19 protein-coding genes are annotated in these 24,366 nt (G+C 32.3%); 9 read left to right on the top strand and 10 right to left on the bottom strand.

Features of this window, described 5'->3' with window-relative positions; genetic code table 11:
- The first annotated feature begins 16 nt into the window (after positions 1-16).
- Genes WC644_09015 through WC644_09005 form a run of 3 tightly spaced genes read left to right on the top strand, consistent with a single transcriptional unit; the run spans position 17 to position 2,445 of the window.
- Positions 17-457 (top strand): response regulator, encoded by a 441-nt coding sequence (locus WC644_09015; protein MFA5012076.1) that lies wholly within the window; start codon positions 17-19, stop codon positions 455-457.
- Positions 458-490: 33 nt separating this feature from the next.
- A complete protein-coding gene (locus tag WC644_09010) occupies positions 491-2,092 on the top strand; it encodes an ATP-binding protein (protein ID MFA5012075.1) in 1,602 nt (533 codons plus the stop codon).
- A 44-nt stretch (positions 2,093-2,136) separates the two neighbouring features.
- Positions 2,137-2,445 carry a response regulator gene (locus tag WC644_09005; GenBank protein ID MFA5012074.1) on the top strand — a complete coding sequence of 103 codons (309 nt, stop codon included), beginning with the start codon at positions 2,137-2,139 and terminating at the stop codon, positions 2,443-2,445.
- A 72-nt stretch (positions 2,446-2,517) separates the two neighbouring features.
- Here the strand turns inward: WC644_09005 and WC644_09000 are convergent, their stop codons facing one another.
- The 3 genes from WC644_09000 to WC644_08990 are packed head-to-tail and all read right to left on the bottom strand — an operon-like array spanning position 2,518 to position 7,768.
- Positions 2,518-3,618: a hybrid sensor histidine kinase/response regulator gene (locus WC644_09000; protein ID MFA5012073.1), complete on the bottom strand. Its 1,101-nt coding sequence runs from the start codon at positions 3,616-3,618 to the stop codon at positions 2,518-2,520.
- Positions 3,618-6,623, bottom strand: a complete 3,006-nt coding sequence (locus WC644_08995; protein MFA5012072.1) for an ATP-binding protein — start codon at positions 6,621-6,623, stop codon at positions 3,618-3,620. The genes WC644_09000 and WC644_08995 overlap by 1 nt, the downstream gene beginning before the upstream one ends.
- A 17-nt stretch (positions 6,624-6,640) precedes the next feature.
- Positions 6,641-7,768 carry an FIST N-terminal domain-containing protein gene (locus WC644_08990; GenBank protein ID MFA5012071.1) on the bottom strand — a complete coding sequence of 376 codons (1,128 nt, stop codon included), beginning with the start codon at positions 7,766-7,768 and terminating at the stop codon, positions 6,641-6,643.
- A 252-nt stretch (positions 7,769-8,020) separates the two neighbouring features.
- On the opposite strand from WC644_08990, the gene WC644_08985 reads away from it, so the two are divergent.
- The 5 genes from WC644_08985 (at position 8,021) to WC644_08965 (ending at position 13,058) form a co-directional block, all read left to right on the top strand.
- Entirely contained in the window at positions 8,021-9,175 is a 1,155-nt protein-coding gene (locus WC644_08985) for a glycosyltransferase family 4 protein (GenBank protein MFA5012070.1), read from the top strand.
- Positions 9,163-10,506 carry an oligosaccharide flippase family protein gene (locus WC644_08980; GenBank protein MFA5012069.1) on the top strand — a complete coding sequence of 448 codons (1,344 nt, stop codon included), beginning with the start codon at positions 9,163-9,165 and terminating at the stop codon, positions 10,504-10,506. The genes WC644_08985 and WC644_08980 overlap by 13 nt, the downstream gene beginning before the upstream one ends.
- Before the next feature lie 2 nt (positions 10,507-10,508).
- Entirely contained in the window at positions 10,509-11,381 is an 873-nt protein-coding gene (locus WC644_08975) for a glycosyltransferase family 2 protein (GenBank protein MFA5012068.1), read from the top strand.
- Positions 11,382-11,524: 143 nt separating this feature from the next.
- Positions 11,525-12,478: a UDP-glucuronic acid decarboxylase family protein gene (locus WC644_08970; GenBank protein MFA5012067.1), complete on the top strand. Its 954-nt coding sequence runs from the start codon at positions 11,525-11,527 to the stop codon at positions 12,476-12,478.
- 4 nt (positions 12,479-12,482) lie between these two features.
- Positions 12,483-13,058: a hypothetical protein gene (locus WC644_08965; GenBank protein MFA5012066.1), complete on the top strand. Its 576-nt coding sequence runs from the start codon at positions 12,483-12,485 to the stop codon at positions 13,056-13,058.
- A gap of 468 nt (positions 13,059-13,526) precedes the next feature.
- On the opposite strand, the gene WC644_08960 is transcribed toward WC644_08965, so the two are convergent.
- The 7 genes from WC644_08960 to WC644_08930 form a co-directional block, all read right to left on the bottom strand.
- The gene (locus WC644_08960; GenBank protein ID MFA5012065.1) at positions 13,527-15,023 is read right to left on the bottom strand and encodes an O-antigen ligase family protein; all 1,497 of its coding nucleotides are present in this window, start codon (positions 15,021-15,023) and stop codon (positions 13,527-13,529) included.
- A 3-nt stretch (positions 15,024-15,026) separates the two neighbouring features.
- Positions 15,027-15,983 carry a glycosyltransferase family 2 protein gene (locus WC644_08955; protein ID MFA5012064.1) on the bottom strand — a complete coding sequence of 319 codons (957 nt, stop codon included), beginning with the start codon at positions 15,981-15,983 and terminating at the stop codon, positions 15,027-15,029.
- 124 nt (positions 15,984-16,107) lie between these two features.
- Complete coding sequence (locus WC644_08950) at positions 16,108-16,725, bottom strand: DapH/DapD/GlmU-related protein (GenBank protein ID MFA5012063.1); 618 nt, start codon at positions 16,723-16,725, stop codon at positions 16,108-16,110.
- Positions 16,722-17,927 (bottom strand): glycosyltransferase, encoded by a 1,206-nt coding sequence (locus WC644_08945; GenBank protein ID MFA5012062.1) that lies wholly within the window; start codon positions 17,925-17,927, stop codon positions 16,722-16,724. The genes WC644_08950 and WC644_08945 overlap by 4 nt, the downstream gene beginning before the upstream one ends.
- Positions 17,924-19,108, bottom strand: coding sequence for a glycosyltransferase (locus WC644_08940; protein ID MFA5012061.1), 1,185 nt, complete (start codon positions 19,106-19,108; stop codon positions 17,924-17,926). The genes WC644_08945 and WC644_08940 overlap by 4 nt, the downstream gene beginning before the upstream one ends.
- Before the next feature lie 155 nt (positions 19,109-19,263).
- Positions 19,264-21,546 carry a Wzz/FepE/Etk N-terminal domain-containing protein gene (locus WC644_08935; protein ID MFA5012060.1) on the bottom strand — a complete coding sequence of 761 codons (2,283 nt, stop codon included), beginning with the start codon at positions 21,544-21,546 and terminating at the stop codon, positions 19,264-19,266.
- A 1-nt stretch (position 21,547) separates the two neighbouring features.
- The gene (locus tag WC644_08930; GenBank protein ID MFA5012059.1) at positions 21,548-22,246 is read right to left on the bottom strand and encodes a TolC family protein; all 699 of its coding nucleotides are present in this window, start codon (positions 22,244-22,246) and stop codon (positions 21,548-21,550) included.
- Positions 22,247-22,712: 466 nt separating this feature from the next.
- Between WC644_08930 and WC644_08925 the strand changes: the two genes are divergently transcribed.
- Complete coding sequence (locus WC644_08925) at positions 22,713-24,365, top strand: hypothetical protein (GenBank protein ID MFA5012058.1); 1,653 nt, start codon at positions 22,713-22,715, stop codon at positions 24,363-24,365.
- The last annotated feature ends 1 nt before the right edge of the window (position 24,366 follow it).

Here is a 24,366-nt window from a genome sequence, read left to right as displayed (position 1 = left end):
AAATCAGAAATAGATTATGAATTCCACACCAGTAGAAATACTCTTGATTGAAGACAATCCAAGCGACGTTAAATTGACGTTGAAAGCACTTCAGAAACACAACCTTGCCAACAAGGTAACAGTCATTAAAGACGGTGCAGCGGCATTAGATTTTTTATTTGCACAGGGCGTGTACTCAGACAGAAATTTCAAGGTAGTGCCAAAAGTGATTTTTTTAGATTTAAAACTTCCGCTTGTTGACGGAATTGAGGTACTCAGAAAAATAAAGTCAGAAGATATTACGAAGAGGATACCGGTAGTAGTGCTTACTTCATCAAAGGAAAGCAGAGACATTGAAGAATGTTATAAATTAGGAGTTAACAGCTATGTTGTAAAACCTTTAGATTTTGAAAAGTTTCTGGATGCGGTTTCAAATTTAGGATTATACTGGGTATTGATGAATGAGCCACCAGTATAGAAAAATATAATATAAACCTCAAAAGTTTAATTTATGGACGACACAATTAAGATACTATTAGCTGAAGATAACATTAATGATGTAAAACTGCTTGAAAAAGAATTCTCAAAAAACAGTATGAAATTCAGTATACACGTTGTTGATACTGAAAATGAATACAGGAAAGCTTTAATAGAAATTAATCCGGACATTATTTTATCGGATTATACAATGCCGGTATTTGACGGACTGACAGCTCTCAGGATAAGAATGGAAACAGCCCCAATGGTTCCATTTATAATTGTAACGGGATCGATAGACGAAATAACCGCTGTTGATTGCATAAAAGCGGGTGCGGATGACTATGTACTTAAAGAGCAAATACACAGGATTTATCCTGCGGTTAAATCAGCATTAAGAACAAGAGATTTGAATATAGAAAAAGAGAAAGCACAAAAAGCATTAATCGAGAGCGAATATAAATACAGAACTCTAATTGAAAATCTTGCAGTAGGTGTTTATCAAGTAGAGCCCAGCGGAAAGTTACTTCAAGTAAATCCTGCATTTTTAAAAATAATGGGATATTATAATACAGATATAGAATTATCCGAAGAAATGTCGAAAATCTCAGCATGGGATTTTTACCCAGATCCAAAAGTACGAAAAGATTTCTTGACAGCAGTAAAAGAAAACAGAGAAGTAAAGAATATTGAGATGCAGATGTACAATTATACAAAAAAATTAATCTGGGTAAACGTCGCAGCAAAGGGAAGGTTTGATAATGACGGTAATTTACTATGGGTTGACGGTGTACTCGAGGATATATCAATAAGAAAAGCAGCAGAGATTCAACTAATAGAAGCAAAGGAGAAGGCAGAAGAAGCGAGCAGAGTTAAATCAAGCTTTCTAGCAAACATGAGCCATGAAATAAGAACCCCTTTAAACGGAATACTTGGATTTACTGAGATACTAAAGGATGATATTAATGATAAAGAACAGCTACACTGTGTAAATGTGATAGAGAAAAGCGGAAAAAGGCTGCTGGAAACACTTGACCTGTTATTAAATTTCTCAAAACTTGAAGCAGAGAGTGTGACTGCTCTGTATAAAGAAGTTAATATTATTAATATTGTAAATAATGTTGTGAATAGATTCGAAGTGATGGCAAAAAGTAAAGAATTATACATCCAAAAAGAAATATTAGTTAACAAACTAACGGCTCATATTGACGAGAGATTTTTAATGCATGTATTAAACAATTTGTTGAAGAATGCTATTGTATACACGAAAAAAGGAGGTATTACACTTACACTTGACGCTAATATCGAGAATATGGTATTCAAGGTTAAAGATACGGGTATAGGAATAGTAAAAGAGAAACAGAAAATAATATTTGAACCGTTCAGACAGGAAAGCGAAGGGTACGGAAGGAATTTCGAAGGAACGGGTTTAGGATTATCCATAGCAAAAAGATTTATAGAATTGATGAAGGGAAGCATTGAGGTTGAAAGCGAAATTGGAAAAGGCTCAACATTTACGGTAACCATTCCGCTTACAAATAAAGAAGAACCGAACAAAAAAGATAATATAGAATATAAAGAGGAATTAAAGATATCGCCCCAGATAACCTCTAAACAAAAAAAGGGGAAATATTAATAGTAGAGAATGATGAAGACAATCTTCTTTTTACTGTATCAGTATTGAAGAAGCATTACGACACTGATTCAGCAGTTAACGGGTATGAAGCAATTGAAAGGGTAAAGAATAAATTTTATGACATTATTTTAATGGATATAAATTTGGGGAAAGGGATAGATGGAATACAGACAGTAAAAGAAATCAGAAAATTAAAAGGACATGAAGCAATACCGATTGTAGCCCTGACGGCTTATACACGATATGGGGATAAAGAAGAGTTTCTTGAAGGAGGGTGTACACATTATCTTGGAAAGCCGTTTAGTTCAAAGCAATTACTGGATTTATGCGAAAACATAATAAAAAGTGAGTAATTATAATTAAAGAAATATTCAAATTCCAGACATATTATCTTAATAAGGAAGTGAAATACAATCAACAAGTATTTACTTCGAAACATAGGGAAAAGATACAAAGAAAGTAGATCCCTTGTCTATTTCAGATTCAAACCATATTTTACCGTTATTCATTTCTACAAGGTCTTTGCAAAGAATGAGCCCCAGTCCAGTGCTTTCCTCTCCCGATGTCCCCTTTCGGGAGACAGATTCAGATAGTTTAAATATTTTACTTTTTAAAGATTCAGACATACCGATTCCTGAATCCTTTATAGAAATTATCACTTCACCATCTCTAATTTCAGAGCTGACATGAATATTACCGCCAGTGTTTGTAAACTTAATAGCGTTGCTAATCAAGTTTCTTAAAACAGTTTCAAGCATATCAACATCATAAACAAATCCCAAGTCTCCTGGAATATCGATAACAGTATGTATTTTCTTTTCATCGAGATTATTTCTAAGATAATAGAAAGCTTTTTCAACACAGTTGAAAAAATTGTTGTATGAAGGTTTAAACTTAATATTACCCATTTGTAGCCTTGCCCATTCGAGTAAATTTTTAAGAAGTTTATGCAATTGATTTGCAGAGGAGTTCATCATGTCCATAAAATTCTTCAACTCTTCGGGAGAAAACTTTTCTATTTTATCACGCACCATAGCAGTAAGAGCGATGAATCCGTTAAAGGGATTATTCAGGTCATGAGCTATTATTGAGAAGAATCTATCTTTTTCATAGTTGCGTCTTTTAAGTTCATCGACTGCTTCTTTGAGTTTCAGGTGAGTGGAAACGCGAATCAATACTTCTTCACTTTTAAAAGGTTTAGTTATGTAATCAACAGCACCGAGCGAAAAACCCGTTACGATATCATCTGATTCATTTTTTGCCGTGAGGAAAATTATTGGTATTCCCACTGTTTCAGAATCAGATTTCAAAATCTCACATACTTCAAAACCTGACAGAACCGGCATCATAATATCAAGCAAAATTAAATCAGGTTTCTTATCTAATGCAATTTTTATTGCTTTTTCACCGCTATCGGCAACATAAAGATTGTAATGATTCCTAAGAAGTGTACCTATAAGCTGTATATTCTGCGGTTGATCATCGACTATTAATATTGAATATTTGTGCAAATTATTACTAATCATTATTCATTATATTTTGATTTGAGATTTCTTAATAACAGAGGCAAAGAATTGAGATTTTGTTTTAAAGAATTTATATCAAAATTGTTGTAATCATTTCGCAGACTTTCGATATATTTATCAAACATATTAATATGGTTATCGGAACAGATTGATTTAAAGTCGTTAATAAAATTCCCGATTTCATCAAAATCCATGTATTCCAGTAAATTCTGGCTTCTCTCACTTAAAGAATCAGAAACTATTTCAGCATGTTTTAAGATAGTTTCTTTTGGCAAATTACTCAAGATTAATCTTTTTAAATGATCTTTGTTGTCGGTTTCATCTTCAGAGACCTTAGAGTATTTTAGAAATTTCATTAATTCTTTTATCAGTTCATTTTTAAGTATTGGTTTTCTGAGGAATCCTTCAAATTCTCTGACAATTTTTGCTTCATCACTTTGCATAGAGGAAGCAGTAAAAGCAATAACCGGAATTTTGGAAAAATCCGGGTTCATTTTGATGATAGCATTAGCTTCATATCCGCTAACTTCAGGCATTCTCAGGTCCATAAGAATAATGTCGGGTTTAAAAACTTTAACGAAATCCTCAATCTTCTCTGCAGAATTAATTTCGCCAAAAACTACACCTGCATCAGCAAGATATATTTTAACAATATCAATATTTTGCTGAATATCATCAACGATCAACACCCTTGCATTTCCGAAATTCAATTTCTCTTTATCCCAGTCAATTACTCCTTTTTTCTTTTTTTCTCCTTTAACGCTTTTAATGTTTTTGAGTTTTACGGTAAAGACACTACCGACACCTATTTCGCTTTTAACTGAAATAGTACCGTTCATCATTTCGATAAGTCTTTTTGAGATTGCGAGTCCCAAACCTGTTCCTCCGAAATGTTTAGCACTAATACCTGCGGCTTGCCTGAAAGAATCAAAAATAGCATTCTGATCATTTTCTGAGATACCAATTCCGGTGTCTTCAACTGAAATAGAAATATCATACATATTATTTGCGACGTCGCACTTATCCATTTGCGAAGATACTTTAACGTATCCGTTGCTAGTGAATTTAATTGAATTACCTACCAGATTCAAAAACACCTGTCTGATTCTGACTTCATCCAAAAAGAGATATTTGGGAAACTCTTCAGGAAAATCAAAAATCAATTTTAACCTTTTCTCTTCAAGTTTTTGCGAGAAAATATGACTCAAATCAGATAATATATCCCTGAGATTGACAGATTCAGAATGCAATTCAAGCTTACCGGCTTCAATTTTTGAAAGGTCTAAAATATCGTTAATCAAAGAAAGCAATGTTCTACCGCTGTTTAAAATAGTTTTAAGGTAGCTTTTAGACGACTGATCAGTGGAAGTATTAAACAGTATTTCCGAAAATCCAAGTATCGCGTTCATAGGAGTTCTTATTTCATGACTCATATTTGCAATAAATTCACTCTTTGCTTTATTTGCAGCATCAGCGATTGATTTCTGTTTAATCAACTCAACTTCAAACTTATGCCTGAAAATAGCACCGGCGATAATTTCGCCTGTAAGTTTTAGCAAATTGATATCAGCTTCATCCCAAACTTTTACTGAGTGAACGGAATCAAATCCAATAAAACCCAGAAGTATATCACTGTAATACATAGGAACAGCTATCAAAGATATAATTCCCTGAGGTTCGAGCAAATCCTTTTCTGCTTTAAACTCATCTGATATTTCTGATACTTTAGGAATATACACATGCTCATTCTTTCGAAAACTTTCTATCCATCTTGGAATCTGATCATAATGCAAATCCTGTAAGTTATCTATTTCAGATGTGATACCTTCATTACACCACTCATAAGTGTTGCTCATCAACTTTAAGTCATGATTAAAATCAAAGATATAAACCCTATCAACCTTTGTAAATTCACAAAGTTTTTTTAGAGAAAGGTTAATACTCGAATCAATATCATCTGAAGATTTTATAAGCGACGAGGATATTTCATTAATTAAAGAATGCATTAAATTCAGAGATTCTAAACGTTGTTCCGCCAATTTTTGTTCAGTAAAATCACGAATAAGTACAAGAATTTGATTTTCGACAAACTCTTTTATTCTGGCTTCATAGTATTTGGAATTACCCAGCGTATCCAAATGGTATTCGAATGATTCAAGGCTGTTGGTCTTTTTCGATAAGTTTATAGTGTCCTCAAAACCCTTTACAAGATTTTCGGGTAATATATACCGGAAATGGTTACCAAGAAATTTCTCGGGCGGAACCATTAACTGATTACGGTTTGAAGTATGGTAATCGACAATTATTCCATCTGAATTAATATTAAAAACAAGGTCAGGAATTGCATCGAGTAATGCACGGTTTCTCTGTTCGCTTTTCTTAAGTGCATCTTCGGCAATCATTCTCTGCGTAATATCGACAAAACTTTCTATTAACATATCTTTACCGTCGATACTGATTTTATTAACAGATTTTAGAATATCTAGTTTTTTACCTGTCGGAAGTATGAGTGCCCTTTCCTCTCTTTCGATAATGCAACCCAAGTCAGTTATAGGACATTTTCCCTCATCTGCAGGACATACAAAATTGTGACAGGTTAAACCTACAATCTGATTCCTATCTCTTTCCATCATTTGCAAAGCAGTAGTGTTAACGTCAACAATAATATGGGTAGCGGGGTCAATAATCATAATACCAGCCTGTACATTATCCAATATAAGTCTAATACGTTCTTCACTAATTTTAAGCAGTTCAGCGGTCCGTTTATTTTCGTTTATCTCTTTTCTTAGGAGTTCATTCGCAAGAACGAGTTCTTTAGTTTTAAGTTTGACAATTTCCTGCAGGTGCACATTAGCTTCGAAAAGAGAAAAATCGTTACCAGACAATTCTATACTTTTCTCAACTTTCAACATCAAGGCTTTTTGAATTTTTCTCGACTTTAGAAGTTCTTTTTCCAGCTCATCTATTTTATTATGGAGCTCTTCAACATTATATTTATTCGCCATATACTTAAAATTAAATATTACTTACCGAAAGCTACTCCTGTCAGGGTTTGATTAACGTGGACAAAATTGCATTGTTCTCCATACGAATTGAAACCAATGATATTTTCTTTTGAGAATATTTTGTTCATTTCTTTGGATAAATTTTTTTGTTCAACTTCCAATCTTCTTAGAATACAATCGAACACCAGAATCAAGCTTATTTCCCCTATCTGCGAGTGGATTTCAAATAATTTATTTTTTAAATTTTGGATTATATCATTACCTTTTGCAATAGTTAAAACTAAACCAGAATCTATGGCACAAAAAAATGTCAGACTAAAATCATCATTCACTTTTGCGATTGAACGAATATACCAATTCCCACCAATATTGAGCATGACAGGATATCTCGCAAAAAACTGAGGATTAAGATCATTAACTTCAATACCAAGAATTTTAGCATATTCAATTGCGGCTTTTTCACCGTTTATTTCATACACAATTCTATTGGAAGGATCAGCATCTGTAATAACGAGTTTTTGATCGACAGGTTCGAAGTGCTGAGTGTTAAATGCAATATAAGGAACTTCGGTTTCTATGATTAAGAAAACTGCTGAGTTGGTGAGAAATTCTCCGTCATTGTAAATATAGGTTTTATCGAACCTTAAATCATCACCGGAAGAGCCTCCTACAATTTCTACATTTTCAAAGGTTTTTGAAAGAATAGCGATAATATTATCTTCTTTCATTGATAATCCATCAATAATCACAATACCAATGTATTTCGCTTTATGCAAACTTGAATTCTCAAGATCTTTTAAAAAGGTGGAGTGTAATTCTCTTGCAGAAACCGAATCAAAATCAGCTACATCGGGAATAAAATACTTATGGAACTTCATATTTTTGGAAGAAATACTTGCACCTACAATACTATCATTTGAATAACCTTCAGATGATATTTCCCCCGATGTTGTGCAGCATATCACATTATTACCAAATGCATTTTTTAATTCAGTACCGAGTATTTCAAGATTATAATTAGCTGAACAGAACAAAAAGCTGAACTGTTCATTGCTAATCATCAATTCCTTTTCTAACTTTAAGACAGCTGCTTTGGGATCCGGGGACGCAGCAAAGCTTCTTCTAACTTCTAAACTTTTCATCATCGAAAAATTTGATGTTATAAAATATTAGTAAGTTTATGTTATTCTATTATATATTTCAAGTATATAAATCCTTAAAGAATGAAAATTTTTACAATAAAGGATTTGTAAATATAAATATAATTGATTAAAAAACCAAATAGTAAACAAACTAAATCTTAATTATACAACAAAAAAATCTCATATGTTGTATTCCAATTAATGTATATGATATTTGATAAAATTCTCTTAAATTATGATTAATTAAAATCTACTATGCCCAACATAGTTTCTCCCAAAAACAAGATAAAGATACTTGAAACAATACGCCAAGGAAACATTGGCGGAGGTGAGTCGCATGTTTTGGATCTTGTTCTGAATTTGAATAAAGAAGTATTTGAACCTGTAATATTGTCTTTCACAGACGGTCCGATGGTTGAAAAGCTGAGAAGTGCCAATATTAAAACATACGTGGTTCACACCGAAAAACCATTTGATAAAGGAGTAAGAGGTAAGGTTGGTGAAATTTTTGATAATGAAAAGTTTGACCTAATCCATGCTCATGGGACGCGTGCACTTTCAAATACTTATTATATTGCAGAAAAGAGAAAAGTACCGATTATTTACACGGTTCATGGCTGGTCATTTCATCCGGATCAGAACTTTTTAGTAAAAAAGCTAAGAATAATATCAGAAAGGTTTTTAATAAAAAGGACTGACTTAACAATCGTTGTATCTGAAGCTAATATGCGTGAAGGCATTAAATATTGTGGAATGAAACGGTATAAATTGGTTCATAATGGTATTAACCTTGATAAATTTAATCCAGACAAAAACTATCCAGACCTTAAGGAAGAATTAGGTATTCCAGCCGGAAAAACAACAGCTGCTTTTATTGTAAGAATGACAAAACAAAAAGATCCTTTCACTGTAATAAAAGCAGCAGCGATAACTGCAAAAAAATCGAATGAAGTGTATTTTTTAATGATAGGAGACGGAGATTTAAAAGAAGATGCGATAAAACTTGCGAAAGAATTAGGCTTGGATGAAACAATGATAAGGTTTCACAAATTTATGCAAGATGTTCCTTCTGTTTTAAATACTATTGACATATATGTATTACCTTCTTTATGGGAAGGGCTACCGATTGGACTGATAGAAGCAATGGGAATGAGAAAAGCAGTAATTGCTACACCGGCAGACGGTACAAAGGAAGTGATTCGAAACGGGGAAAACGGTTTACTTGTTCCATTTGAGAATCCTCAAGCATTATCGGAAGCAATAATATCATTTCATAATGACGAAAAACTAAGAAAGAAATGTGAATCAAACGGAAGGATAAGTGTTGAACGAGATTTTGAACTACATAAAATGATTAAAACTATTGAAGAGATTTATTTGAATATATATAAAAAGGAATGGGTTTTGTAAAAGATTCATATTGGATGAAATCAGGCATCTTTATGCTTCTAAACAGGATTACTGATTTTCTTGCAGGGTTTGGTACATTTCTGATTCTGGTTAGAATACTACCAAAAGAGGACCTCGGTGTCTGGGTACTTTACGTTACTGTGGGAGGTTTACTCGATTTCACAAGATATGCTTTTGTACAGAATGCTTTCGTAAAATATTCTGTTGCTGCCAGCGGTGAGGAATACCAAAAAATACTCAATGCTTCGTTTTTTCTAAACGCCGTAACAACAGTGATATCAATGTTATTACTACTATCTTTTGGAGGTTTGCTGAGTAAAATCTGGGCTTCAGAGAATTTGCAGTATTTGCTATATCTATATGCAATATTGATGTTAATTTACATGCCGTTCACACAGTCAATAGTTATAATGCAGTCAAAATTTAATTTCAAGAACATTTTTTATTCCCAATTCCTGAATAACGTGGGTTTTTTTATTTCGATCCTGCTTATTTATATATTTTCTATAAATGTAAATCTGTACCAGCTAGCGGGTTTACAAATATTATTTGCATTACTTGCTGCAATTTTATCTTATTTTTTAGTCAGAAAATATTTCACTATTTCGACAAAGGTAGACCGCGAATGGGTAAAAAAATTATTTCGATTCAGTAAATTTGTGTTTGGAACGACCATTACGTCAACTGTAGCTAACAGTATGGACAAGTTTTTAATCGGAGGAATTTTGAACACATCTGAGGTTGCTACTTTTAACACTTCGACTCGTGTATTAAATTTAATAGATGTACCGCTTTTTTCAATATCATCAATAGTATTTCCGAAGAGCGCAGAAAGAATAGAGAAGGACGGAAAGCAGGCGGTGAAATACTTGTATGAAAGGTCAATTGGGCTTATGCTGGCAATGGCAGTACCATTTGTAGCATTATGTTTTATATTTGCAGAACAAATAATTTTAATAATTGCCGGAAAATCTTATCTTGATGCGGTTCCTCTTCTGAGAATAGTCATATTTCTGAGTTTATTAAAACCATTCGACAGACAATCAGGTTCATTTTTAGACGCGATAGGAAAACCAAATATCAATTTTTATACGGTAATAGTTAATTTTGTTATTACAATTACTATAATGTACTTCGCATTAACGCATTACGGAGTTTTCGGTGCTGCAATCGGATTGCTCTTGTCACTCTTTATTGCTGTTGTCATTTCTCATGTAATATTGTACAAGCTATTAAAAATAAATCCATTCAATACGTTTATATATGCTTACCGATTTTATGCAGACGGTTTACAAATTTTAAAAGAACGTTTTAAAAAATCAAAGGGTTGAAAATGGGCAGATTCTTTTTACCTTCATGGTTAAAAAATCATTTATTTACTTACAGTAAAATAAATGATGTATCTCAAGATAAGATTAACAGAATTAAAGAAGGATTAAGCAAACTAAAATCAGAATCACCTGATGTTTCAATAGTTATTCCAGTCTGGAACGAAGAGAATAATATACTGAGAACTTTATCTTCCATTTCTGAAATAAGAACAAATTACAATTGTGAACTGATTTTGGTAAATAACAATTCAACAGATGATACTCAGGGTGTAATAGACTTTTTAGGTGTGCGTTCAGTATTCGAAAAAGAACAAGGGATTGCACATGCGAGGTCGGCAGGTCTAAAAGCTGCCAGGGGTAAATATCATCTATGTGCAGATGCTGATACTTTTTATCCTCCTACATGGGTTGATGCGATGGTTGAAGTATTAAAAGAAGAAAACGTTGTATGCGTATACGGTAAATACTCATTTATACCGCCTGAGAATACGAAAAGATTCGGTCTTGCAATATATGAATCAATATCTGAGATATTATTCTTTTTGAGAAAAAAGGGGCATGAATATATTAATGTACTTGGTTTCAACTTTGGATTTATAACTGAACTCGGCAGAAATATAGACGGTTTCAGGATGGAAAAATCAAGAAAAGGTGAGAATATAAAGGGTAGTACTGATTACGTACAAGCGAGTGAAGATGGTATGATGGCTATGAGGATAAGTGAATTCGGCAGAATAAAGAGAGTGAAATCTGAGAAAGCCCGTGCATGGACAGGTACTAGAAGGTTATTAAAGGACGGAAGTCTTGCAAAAGCTTTTAAAAACAGAGTAAAAGCTCAGAGCAGCAGATTGTTGGAGTACATTAAGGGTAAGTAGTGATTTGAATATTTCATTTTGGGAATAAAAAGATCATACAATTGGATACGGATAATGAACAAGATGCATAGTTTTCTGTAAAGACTTTAAAAAATAAATACATTAAATTGAGAAATAGTATTAAATATAAAACGTAACAGATTATGGACTTAGAAGGGAAAAAAGTACTAATAACGGGTGGAGCCGGATTTCTCGGTTCACATTTGTGTGATCGTTTCATTAAAGAAGGATGTCATGTAATAGCAATGGACAATCTTAGCACAGGGACATTGAATAACATTGAACATTTATTTCCATTAAAGAATTTTGAATTTTATTTTTATGATGTGACAAAATTTGTACACATACCGGGGAAACTTGATTACATTCTTCATTTTGCATCGCCTGCAAGTCCCATTGATTATTTGAAAATGCCAATACAGACTCTTAAAGTAGGGTCACTCGGTACGCATAATCTGCTTGGTCTCGCAAAGGAAAAGAAGTCCAGATTTTTAATTGCATCAACATCAGAGATTTACGGAGATCCTGACGTACATCCTCAAACAGAGGATTATTGGGGAAGTGTAAATCCTATCGGTCCAAGAGGAGTCTATGATGAAGCAAAAAGATTCATGGAAGCAATTACGATGGCTTATCACACATTTCATGGAATTGATACAAGAATAGTTAGAATCTTTAACACTTATGGTCCGAGAATGAGGTTAGATGACGGAAGAGCGTTGCCAGCATTCATGAAACAGGCAATTGAAGGACATGATATAACGGTATTTGGGGATGGAAGCCAGACCAGATCGTTCTGTTTTGTATCGGATTTGATTGAGGGTATTTACAGACTGCTTTTAAGCGATTATGTATTTCCAGTTAATATTGGAAATCCGAACGAAATTACTATTAAGCAATTTGCTGAAGAAATAATAAAACTAACAGGAACGAATCAGAAAATTGTTTATAAAGAGTTACCTACTGATGATCCCAAACAAAGACAGCCGGATATAACAAAGGCAAAGGAAATACTTAAGTGGAGTCCGAGGGTTGACAGAGCTGAAGGTCTTAAGATTACATATAACCATTTTATGAAAGTATTAGGTAAAATATAGGATAGTGGCAAGAGAATTGAGAGATAACGATGATCTTAAAGACAATAATGAGATTGAGAGAAGTATTGCTGAGTTCGATAGATTAAATTTTAAGAGCAAGGAACCGCTTGATGAAAAACTGAACGAACTAATTGAGCTTTTGGAAAAAAGTGAATTAGACAGTGATAAGGCTCAGGAATATTTATATAGAATTGAAAACAGCATTAAGAACCAGTCATTAAAGAATAAATTTGGAAAATTCAAAGATGTTGCAAATGATGATGATATTTCCAGAGACAAAATGATAAATGAGTTTGAATTTTTGTTATCATCGAGTGATTTAAATAGTGAAGATGCATTTAGATATTTAAAGAAAGAAAAGCATAAAATTCTTATATTAAGCATTCTCGGTGTACTATTCATAATTCTCGGTTTAGGAATGATAATACTACCAGCACCGCAAAATTTCGAAATGTTTACAATATTTTATTTCACAAGAGATGACGGTATTACTTTAATGGACGTAATAGCCTCTATTATAACAGTTAGTGGTATTTTTATACTTGTAAACAATTTAAGACATCTTAAATCCAATCTGTAACAATACAATATTTTATTTTCAGAACTTCTTCTCTTCTTAAAATTAATCTATACACAAATTTGACATCGAACATTTCAAAATGTAGGTAATTTCTTGATTATAAATTCATAAGTAAGCCTTCCTCTATAATCACCTGATATTTCAGAGGTTTAAATGACTGAAAAGGGGAGATGTGTGTATTTATTGATTTCTATTGAGATGAATAAATATCGCAGGCATATCGCAGACATATCGCAGGCATATCGCAGGCATACATAAAAAAGTGACTTTAATGAATAGAAACAAGAAATTTGAAGTTAAATTATGATTTATTGTACATTTAGGAAAAATCTACTAAACCTATTTAGTCTTAACCTATGATAAAAAGGTCAATAATTGTTCGATTTCAGATGATTATTATTGTTATCAAGAACGATTTGATATAGAATTTGATAGTTTAGGCTATTAATTAAATAAATTTATTTTTAGTCAACCAGCATTATCAAACTGCCGGGCTTTACTAATCATAGCAATAGCCGTGAAAAAGAAAAGGCTTGTAGGAATTTGTCCGATTGCTTCCTGAGGAAAATTAGCAACAGTGAGTACATAAATTGAGGTAAGTAATGCTCCTGATATTACTTTAAGTTTAGGACTTCGGATTCTGAAATAATCTTTAATACCTTTGTAAAAGACAATAGAAAGCATCAGACAGTAAATTAGAAGTCCAACCCACCCGAGCTCGACAGCAATTCTCATATATCCGCTGTCTGGAGGGAATGTTGCCAAACGGGAGTTTGGAGAAAATCTTTCACCCCATACACCAGTACTGCCCAGTCCCCCACCTAACGGATGTGATTGAATAAACGGCTGAATAAATTTCTGGTTCTCTACTCTGACCTGATATGACAAGTCATTACTGGGTTTAAAGGCAGTTTGAATTCTTACTATATTCGGGTTACTTGACGGAATTAAAACAATAATAACTCCAATAAAAAGTAAGACAGCTACACCTAAGAGAATTTTCTTTCTAAAAGTTAAAATTGCATAAAAAATCAGACCTGCCGGCAAAACAGCATATGCTGCTCTTGTTCCAGAATAAACCATACCCAGAAACATAAGGAAAGCTGAAGTTATCAAAATCCCTTTTACAAATTTACTGAAAGGTCCGGTGGATAAAATTATGCACATCAAACCCGTATAAGCCATGATAAAACCAAACACAGGCGGGCTTGCCAGAAACGAGAACTTTCTCATACGTCCCATAACAAAAAGCAGTTTCACTCTTTTTTCTTCTTCATAAATCCAATTATAATCGTAATTAGTGAAACCGATGTATTCCTGTGAAAGACCATACAAAGCAGCTAAAAAACTTAAGAAAAGCCAAAGTTTCAAAATAAAAATAATATATTTCTCACTGTTTATCGAATACATTACAAGATAGAACATAATCATTGTACCTGCCATGCCACGAATAGTATAAACCCAAGCTAATCTAGATTCAGCAGATGGATTAGCAATCTGAAGCAAATTGTAAATTATCCATATTGCAATAATTTTACTAATTGGATTCTTGACAAAATCCCAATTTCTTTCATTTATTTGTTTAATAAGCAGCCCAAATGACATAGTAGCTATTAAAAGGTCATTAAAAACACCCAAAGGAAAATCTATCAGCCTAATAGCGCCAATCAGGAAATATGATACGACAAGAATAACAGCAACTCCAATTCGCAAATTAAACATACAAGAGAAAATGAACGGTACACCGATTAGCATAGCGACAATAACTGCACCTACAGTAAATCCCTTCTTATATGTGATATATGCAAGCCCTGCGGAAATCAGAAGAAACAATGCATAACCAAGAGGATTATTCAGTTTTTCCTGAATTATATTATATTTCAGTAATGCGACAAATCTCTGAAGAATATTTTTATTTTCACAATCTCCTTTTAAGTTTAATATAAATTCTCTGTTTTCAGGCATAAATTAATATATTAAACTTTCTTTGCTGAAATGCCAAATAAATGTTTTCAAATAAATTCTTAGCTGAGTAATATCGCCTGTAGAATCTTTTCGAAGTATTTTCTTTATCAAGGAGCCTATTGAAAACCGCAATATCCAAATAATACAATAAAACACTACCCTTATCCGATAGATATAGTATGAATAAAACGGATAATTCTTTTTGAGAAATATATAAAGACTTTTATAATTCTGAATAAACATTTCGGATTTCTTTTGCCGTGAACTGGATTTACCGTGGTGTATTATTTCAACATCGGGAAGGAAGACAGCTTTAATATTATTCTTTCTTGCCCGATAATAGAAGTCAATTTCCTCTCCATAAATAAAATATCTTTCATCAAGCAATCCAATTTTATTCATCACTTCTCTTGAAAATAATAAGACAGCACCTCTTGCCCAGTCAATCTCTCTTAATGAGTTATGGTCCCAAGCAGAATAAATTTTTGCTTTGGATAATTTTACATTTTGAAGAATTTCAGCAACCAGTCTATTATCAATAAAAGTTTTCCAAAGAGAATAGAAACCTGAAACTGATTTCTGAAGTGATCCATCGGTATTCAGAAGTTTACAAGTAACAATTCCAACATTATGTGAATAGATATAATCAAGCATTTTATCTATTGCATTATCTTTAATAAGAGTATCGGGATTTAACAACAACAGATTCTTTCCAGCAGCAACTCTCAAAGCTTGATTATTTGCGGCAGAAAATCCTTTATTATCAGAATTTGCGATCAAATTAACATCAGGAAATTCTTTTCCTACCATATCGGCTGAATTATCCGGAGAATTATTATCAACGACCCAGATATCATAGGAATATTTTGTGGTTTCTTTAATAACCGAATTAATACAATCTTTCAGCAAATTTTTTGTATTCCAACTTACGATTATAACGGAAACATCACAAGCATTCATATTTAAAAGAATACAATTTTCATAAAAATACCGAAACATGTAAGAAAACAAAAAGCTATCACAAACTTTTCCAGCTTTTTATCCTTTTCACTTAAATCATTTTCTTTGTTATCTTCCATTCTCTTTAATTAATTTTTTCCCACTGTTTACTTTCAAAGTTGTAATGTTTAATAATTCTTGCAGGATTACCAACAGCTATGGAGAATGGTGGGACATTTTTTGTTACAACGCTACCTGCTGCAATTACAGAGTGCTTTCCTATAGTAACTCCAGCGACAATAGAGACATTAGCACCGATCCAGACCTCATCTTCAATATGTATTGGTGATGTTGTAACTTTCTGGTATTTAGGTGCAATATCTACATCTTCATAACCATGGTTTAATCCTGACATCACTACATTCTGAGCGAGAATAACATCATTACCGATATAAACCGGTCCGATAATAACATTACTCATTCCTATACGTGACCTGTCGCCAATAATTACTTCTCCAACACCATTATTAATGGTTGAAAAATCTTCAATTGTAGAAAATGATCCAAGAGAGAAATTATTAAAAGGAAGAACGTCAATACGTGTTCTTCTCCTTATTTTAGAACCCTTACCGCGTTTATGTTTGAACGGATTTAAAAACCATTTAACCCAAACCCGAGGTCTTGCTTGATTCTTGGGGGTTAACAACCGCAAGGATAATTTCTTTAATTTCGGGGATGATTTTATTTTTTCAGATAAGCTCATTTATTTATAACTTTATTTATCGAATTATAGATTTCATTTACATTATTTTCCCAAGTATGAGAGGCAGCAAAATCTTTTCTTTGCTGAATTCTTTTGGTTTCTTCGGCATCATTAATTTGTAATAATGCTTTTGAAATTGCTTCTATATAACCTTCTTTCGATTCGGGCTGGAAAGTATAATCGGAAAAGATTGACATTGCTTTTGTTTTTGTGGCGACAACGGGTTTTCCCATAGCGAGGTATTCATCTATCTTACGGGGATAATTTCCTATTGTAACCTCGTTTAATATTTGAGGATTAATGCAGACATCAAATGCCTTCACGTAAGCCGGAAGGTCATCTGGATTTTTCGGTCCTAAGAAGTGTACATTATCCAGTTTATGCAATAAACTTTTTTTAAATTCCGCATCCTCCGGACCGACCAAGACTAAAGACCAATCGGGCATGGACTCTGCAATAAAATATAATAAATTAATATCTAACCTTAATGAATACAAAGCACCGACATAGCCAATTACCGGTTTTTTAATATTTGAGATATCTTCAGGTACAAAATCAACCAAAGACTCGTTAAATTGTGAAATATCGCATCCTTGACCTACATAATAAGAATAATCATTGTATCTACTTCCAATTTCAGCGAGGTAAGTAGAGTTAGAAACAACCAAATCTGATTTCTTCATAAGTTCGCTTTCCATTTTCTTGCCGTGTGCCTTCCAATAACTTACTGCAGAAAAGAAATCACGACTGTAATATATGTATAAACGAGGTTTTAAAAGCTCTTTAAGGTAAAAGCTTCTATACATATCACCATCATTAAAAATAATATAATCAGAAAAATTTAGTTTCTCAATCGCATATTTTATCTGCCGGGCAAATCTCTTGTTGTTAACTTTATTAAACAAGTGAAATAGAACATCAGGTTTTAATTGGCTTATTGATTCAAGAATTGTTTTAGGATAGAAATTCCACATGTTGTCATTTATCCTAATTATACAATCCTCTTTCCCTTTTATTATTTTCAATCTTTTTTGAACTTCGGGAGAATTTTTCCTTTTAAGAGCAGTGCTTCTGTCTAAAGGTGAATTTACGTATAAGACTCTGTTGTTTTTGGAAAACTCGAGAGCAATATTCTTACAGTTGCTACCAATATCAAGGTCCCATGACTGCAAGCCAACGATCACAATATCCAGGTTTTTCATTTTATATCCTCCAAAACATCTTCAATATAAACAAGATGAGTGTGTTCCGTCTCTAAGAATTGTTTATTAGCTTTTTTCAAATGAAATAATGATATAACCTGTCGGTACACAAACAAGGGGATTGAGAATAAAGATTTCCAAATTCTTGCATCAGTTTTATGTAATACAAGAGACGATAAAAATGTGATTACGAAAACAGCAAAGAAAATTATTACTGTGTAAAACATATATAATGACACAAAATAATTGACAGCAAGTATAAGAACAGAAGGCAGTATAAAGATAAACAAAGGAGGTCTTAGAAGTAAAAATCCGAATAAGGTCTTATTGAAATCAAGAGAAAAGATGCCACGGAAGAAAATTCCAAATCCAAGAATAAAATACTTAAACCATGAATTAATCCAACGAGTTCTCTGTTTTTCAAGCTGAGCAGATTTACTTACTTTTTCATCATATATTACGGCATTGTTAGCGTATGCAATTCTATGTCCTGACGATACGATGTTTGCCTGAAGAATTTTATCAAATCCACCAACAATATTTTCCGGATTCAGACAGTCATTGTATAATTTTACGTCAAAAGCCATACCGGACCCCGCAAGTGAAGACGACGAACCAATATTAAACATCACTAATCTATCATAAAAATTATAATAGATGTCCCTTGCTTCATCAAGACACGCATAAGAGGTTTCAAGGTTTTTTGCTTTTCTCTCACCCTGAACAGCTTTGAAACCCGCATTAAATAAAGTATTAACATTATGCAAGAAATCAGGGTGAGCTAAATTATCTGAGTCAAAAATAATTAAAGCATCGTGTTTCCTTACAAAATTCTTAACAGCAAAATCAATGGATTTAACTTTTGAACCAATTTTGGATACGGGTTTTAATAAAACAATATTATCATTGCTATAGTTTAATAATTCAGTGTTACATTCATCGGCAACAATATATATTATGTAGTTATTATAATTCTGTTTCTGTAAAGAATCAACCAGCGGGATTATTATTTCTGTTTCTTTGTATGCAGTAATGATTGCAGCGAAATCGTATTCTTTAGAAGCTTTAATAAACTTTTTAGAAGATGAGAATAAATACAAGAGTAAGAGCACTAGCGGGAAGGCGAGATGAATAGTGAATAAAAATTGAAAAACAAAACAAATAAGCTCAAAGTACTGCATGATAAATAAATTTTAATTAATGGGGTTATTAAATCGTATCATGCCCCATACTACACCAAAAATGACGATTAAAATATTTTAACAACAAACAGTAAATCCGTATAGTAAGTTGTAAAATACTAATAAATTAAGAGAACAAAAATAAATAAAATAAATTACTTAATGATTTCTTTTTCTTTTCTGTTACTTTTATCGCTGGTTAGTCTTCTTTTCAAAATTCTCTTAACAAAAATTCTGGTTCCGCTTCTTTGTTTGTCCATTTCGCCATATATCTGTTCAAGATTATCCAGAGTAAGATTATTCAGTATTGCCCCGATAAATTTATCACTCAATCCTTTCAAATAATCGACTGAAAGCTTATCGGGTTCTTCAAGAACTTTTGTTGCAGAGAATACGCATATAATCTTCTCAGACACTGCTTCCAGTTCTTTTGAGCCTGAATAACGATTCAAGGATGGACCTTCGATAAATACATAATCATAATGCACTTTTAACACATTAAAAACACCTGCATTTAAACTCCTACCCGCAACTTCAAACGGTGAATCAAAACTGATGTTACATCCAATTGTATCAATACCTTTTAATGAAGAAACAGTAACTGCTTCTTTACCTGAGATTGTTCCTTGAAAAAATTCTTTCAATTTTGGTTCGGATTGAAAATTACGTGATATAGTATTGTTTCTGAAATTACTATCGACTAAAAGGACTTTTTTTCCGATCAAAGCCAATGAATAGGCAAGTGAAATAATGCAGAAAGATTTGCCATCTTTTTCAGAAGTGCTAGTAAAAAGTAAAACTTTTTTACTGTTCATCTTACTGTCAATTTCGCACCTTAAATTTCTCAAAAGATGTTTAAAAGTTTCATTTTCGACTGAAGTATCTGAAGCAGAGAAAATATGTTTAAGGTTTAAGGTTTTATCTTTTAAGTAATTCAAATAGCCTAAGACATTTAGTCCGGTAATTTGCCTAAATTTCTTCGGGGTTTTTATAGTCAGATCAATGTATTCGAGAACAAAAATTACAACCACACAGAGAACAAAACTTATCAATCCAGATAATATAATAATCATCATTTTTTTAGAGGGAATCGGAGGGCTTGGAATTCCTACTTGAGATTGAACCAATTTTGTATCGAGATTAGTGCTGAGGTTTGCTTCGTTCAGCTTTCCTAAAACATCGAGATACACCTTGGAAGCTACATCTACATCCCGTTCATAAGCCTGAATAGTACCTTCGAGCGGAGTATAAACATCGAATTTTCTTCTAAGTCTTTCAATATCTTTATCTATGGATTTGACCTGATTTTCAGCGACCTCTAAATCAATTTCATATGTAAGTTTCCTCATAACCAGTTCTTGCTTTGGTGCGTTTGGATTAACCAAATACTCATTTGAAGCTTCTTTAATTTTACTTTCGAGCAAAAGTCTGGTTCTAATGATAGAATCCTGAATCCTGCTGTCTTCCAAACCACTAACGATAAGCCTATCATTCAGGTATTTTAGTTTTTCTTTTAGAAGGACAATATCTTTATTTGTGGAAGATAATCCATACTCAAAAAAACTTTTTTCTGAATCTGAAAGTCGAGAATTAATATCCCTTAGAGCAGCTTTGTAACCGGGAACAGTTTTATTAACTTCTTCCCTAACAACTTCCATCCCGGCAATCTGATTGTCGATTGATTTAGTTTGTTCATAAAGATTAATAACCCTATTCTTGATTTTGTAATCTTTCAGCACAATTATTTTATCATCAAGTTCCTTTTTCTTTTGGTCAACAATTTTTGTCCAGAAATCCAGTGATTCATATTGTTTGAGTTTAAAACTACCCTTATAGTATTTAATAAATTCTTCGCATAGGACATTAACGATGAACGCAGATAAGTCCGGATTCTCACTTTCTGATTTAATACTAATATAATCGCTATTTTCAACCCGAGAAATTTTAATTTTTCCAGATAGTTCATCTTCGTCATATTTCATACTTTCAAGGACTTTCAGCAAACCGCGTTCACTTTCAAATTCATAATTCAAGGCTTTGACAGAATCCAATTTCAGAGTAAAAGTATTTATCGCATATTGTCTACCATCAGGAGAAATTTCAAGAATTAATTTACTTAAAGTTCTGAAGGGTTTATCTGAAGTCAGGTCATGAAGAATTAATCTGTACGAAACCAAATCGAGAATTTTTTTGGATTTCATTAATTCGATCAAATTACTGAATTTTTGTTCGATAACAGATTCTTTCTCCGCATTTTCCTTTGAAGAGAAATCTACATTTGAACCATCTGTGATTCCAGCAGTAATTTGAGCTTCAGAAGAATAAATATTTGGAAGATTTTTCGTAAGAAAGTATGAGATAATAATTGTAATAACAGGAACGATAATAAGAATTAATTTTCTTTTAGCCAGAACTCTAATAAAATTAATTAGATCCATATTATTTTATTTCCTCTAATGTTGTACCAAGAAATTCCTCTAGGCTAGCCTTTGCAGACACAATTTCAGCCTCACCCTTGGCTTTTTCGACGAGAGTATAAGTTAAGGCACTTAAGCTACTGTTATAATTTTCGAGAGTTTCTTCACCTTTATCAAATCTTATCCTTGACATATAACTCGTTTCAGAAGCGTCGTTAACTGCCTGTGATTTAATTTTCAACATTTTTATTGAAGTTATATAAGCAGCAAATCTTCTAATTGTTTCTGCCTTCAGAAAATTCTTTTGTCCTTCGAGGTTATACTCCTCAATTTTAAGTTTTTCTTTGGCTTGGGATATTGTTCTTGGAACGTTGAAGAGAGAACCGAAATTCAAGTATACCCCAAGTCCAACACGATAATCTATAATACTATTTGTGTTTTCCTGAGTTGGGTTCAGAAATCCAGGATAATACGTAAATGAAATACCAAGGAAATTCAGCCAAGACCATTTTTGAATACTAACTTCATCTTCGGCTATTCTAATCTTGCTTTCATAAATTCTATTTGATGGATTTTTTTGCAAAACAACTGCATACAATTTGTTAATGTATGCTGTATCAGACATAACTCTATTCAATTCTTCATCAGACATACCTTTAAACTGAGCAATTGAAACTGCTGAAAACACAGATAAAAACAATATTAATACAATACTTTTCATTCAGTTTTTACTGATATGTTTACAAGTATGAATACAGACTAAAATCACGATTAACTGCAAAGGTATTAAAATTTGTACTTACACAAACATACGAATAATTTGGTAATACTGCAACGCCTTTTTAAAAAAACAACATTTTTACTTAGAATACAAATATTAGTATAAACTACATAATAATACCGATAATTCATCAAATATCATCGTACACTGTACATGATATAAATATTATTCCAAGTTAAGTCTAAATTAAGATAACTAACAATTCTTTTTATTTCAAATAGTTCTTATCAATTTGAAATTTAAATAAGCAATTGATATATCAATTTTTATTTGTATACACTACATTTGCAAAATATGGCTTTAAGAAAACTATATTTATTTCATATTACCATATTTTTCTAACTATAAATATTTTTAATATATATTAAATTGAATTGCATGCATCAACTAAATAAAATTATTTGAAATGAAAATCGGCATATTATGCAGAGAGTTTAGTCTTTTAAGAAACTGGGAATTACGGATTATAAATGAACTAATGATTAGTCCATCGTACACAATTTCATTAATAATAAAAGACGGGAGAATCAATAAACATGAAGGTATAAACAATACATCGTATACTTCAGACAAAAGATTAAGCGGTTTTTTATTTAAGTTGCAATCAAAAATTGAGAATAAATTATTTCATGAATCTGTTTCAGTAAATAAGGAGGAAATAATAAATTACTTAAGCCGAATAGAATCAATAACATTATGTCCCCGAAGAAATGGAGTTACGGATGAATTTAGTAAAGAAGATTCAGATAAAATTAAAGAGTATAATCTTGACCTTATTCTAAAACACGAATTTGCAGAGATAAAAGGTGACATTATTAATTCAGCAAGGTATGGTATCTGGGAATTAATCCATTCTGACAACAGAATAATAAAAAATTCTCCAATAGGATTTTGGGAGATTTTCTCTCATCAAACATGCGTCGGGGCAACTTTAACAAGATTAACTAAAGATCAATGCAAAGAAATTGTAATCGAAAGAGGTTATTATATAAATGATTATAGTTACACCAGATCCCGTAATCTTGTTTATGAATATTCCGTTAATTTGTATTTAAAAAACTTAAACTTATTAAGTAAGTATAAAACAGTTGAATACAGAGAGTCCGAAGAGAATATTGCTCACTTTAGTGGAATGCCCAATCTGCTGCAAGTAATAAAATACATGTTGTTATTCTATACAAAATTGTTTAGAAATGCAGTAGAAAGAAAGATTGATAGTTTAGCATTAATGATTGGTAAAAGGCCAAAATGTTGGGCAGTTTTTACATCTGCCGGAAGTGTGTTTAATACTAAATTAGAAAATACTACGAAAATAAAGCCCTCTAAGAATGAATTCTGGGCTGATCCTTTTATATTTAAGCATAAAGGTGTAGAATATTTACTATACGAGAATTATGAATACGGTAAGAAAAAAGGGATTATATCGTGTGGTAAATTAGAAAATGATAAAATATCGGATACAGAAAACATACTAACAGGCAATTATCATTTATCATATCCCTTTATCTTTGAGAATAATGAAGGGATTTTTATGACACCTGAATCGAATCAAAATAAAAGACTAGAAATATACAAGTCGATTGACTTTCCAACAAAGTGGGAACTTTATACTACCGGTTTTGAGGGTGAGTATATAACAGATCCAACTTTTTTTACGGACTCAGAAAATAAATTATGGTTATTTGTGAATAAAAGTATTCTACCCGTCACTGACAATAATTCAGAGTTATATATTTATCAAATTGATTCACTTAGACTTAACAAAATTATCCCTCATAGAAATAACCCTGTTGTTATAGATTGCAGATACGGAAGAAATGGAGGAACCATTTTTATGAATGGTAACCAAATAATCAGGCCTTCTCAATATAACAATTTTTACGGAAGTTATGGATACGGTTTAAATTTATCAATTATAAAGAAATTAACATTAGACGAATATGAAGAAGAATTAATAACAACAATCCGACCAGTTTTCAGAAAGGGTCTAATAGGTGTTCATCATTTATGCCAAAGAGAAGACAGATTTGTTATTGACGGCAGATACAGATATTTGTGAT

This window comes from Ignavibacteria bacterium (assembly GCA_041649015.1).
Classification (GTDB): domain Bacteria; phylum Bacteroidota; class Ignavibacteria; order Tepidaquicellales; family Tepidaquicellaceae; genus CAIKZJ01.
The sequence above is the reverse complement of the archived record's forward strand: the minus strand, read 5'-3'. Positions and strand labels throughout refer to the sequence as shown.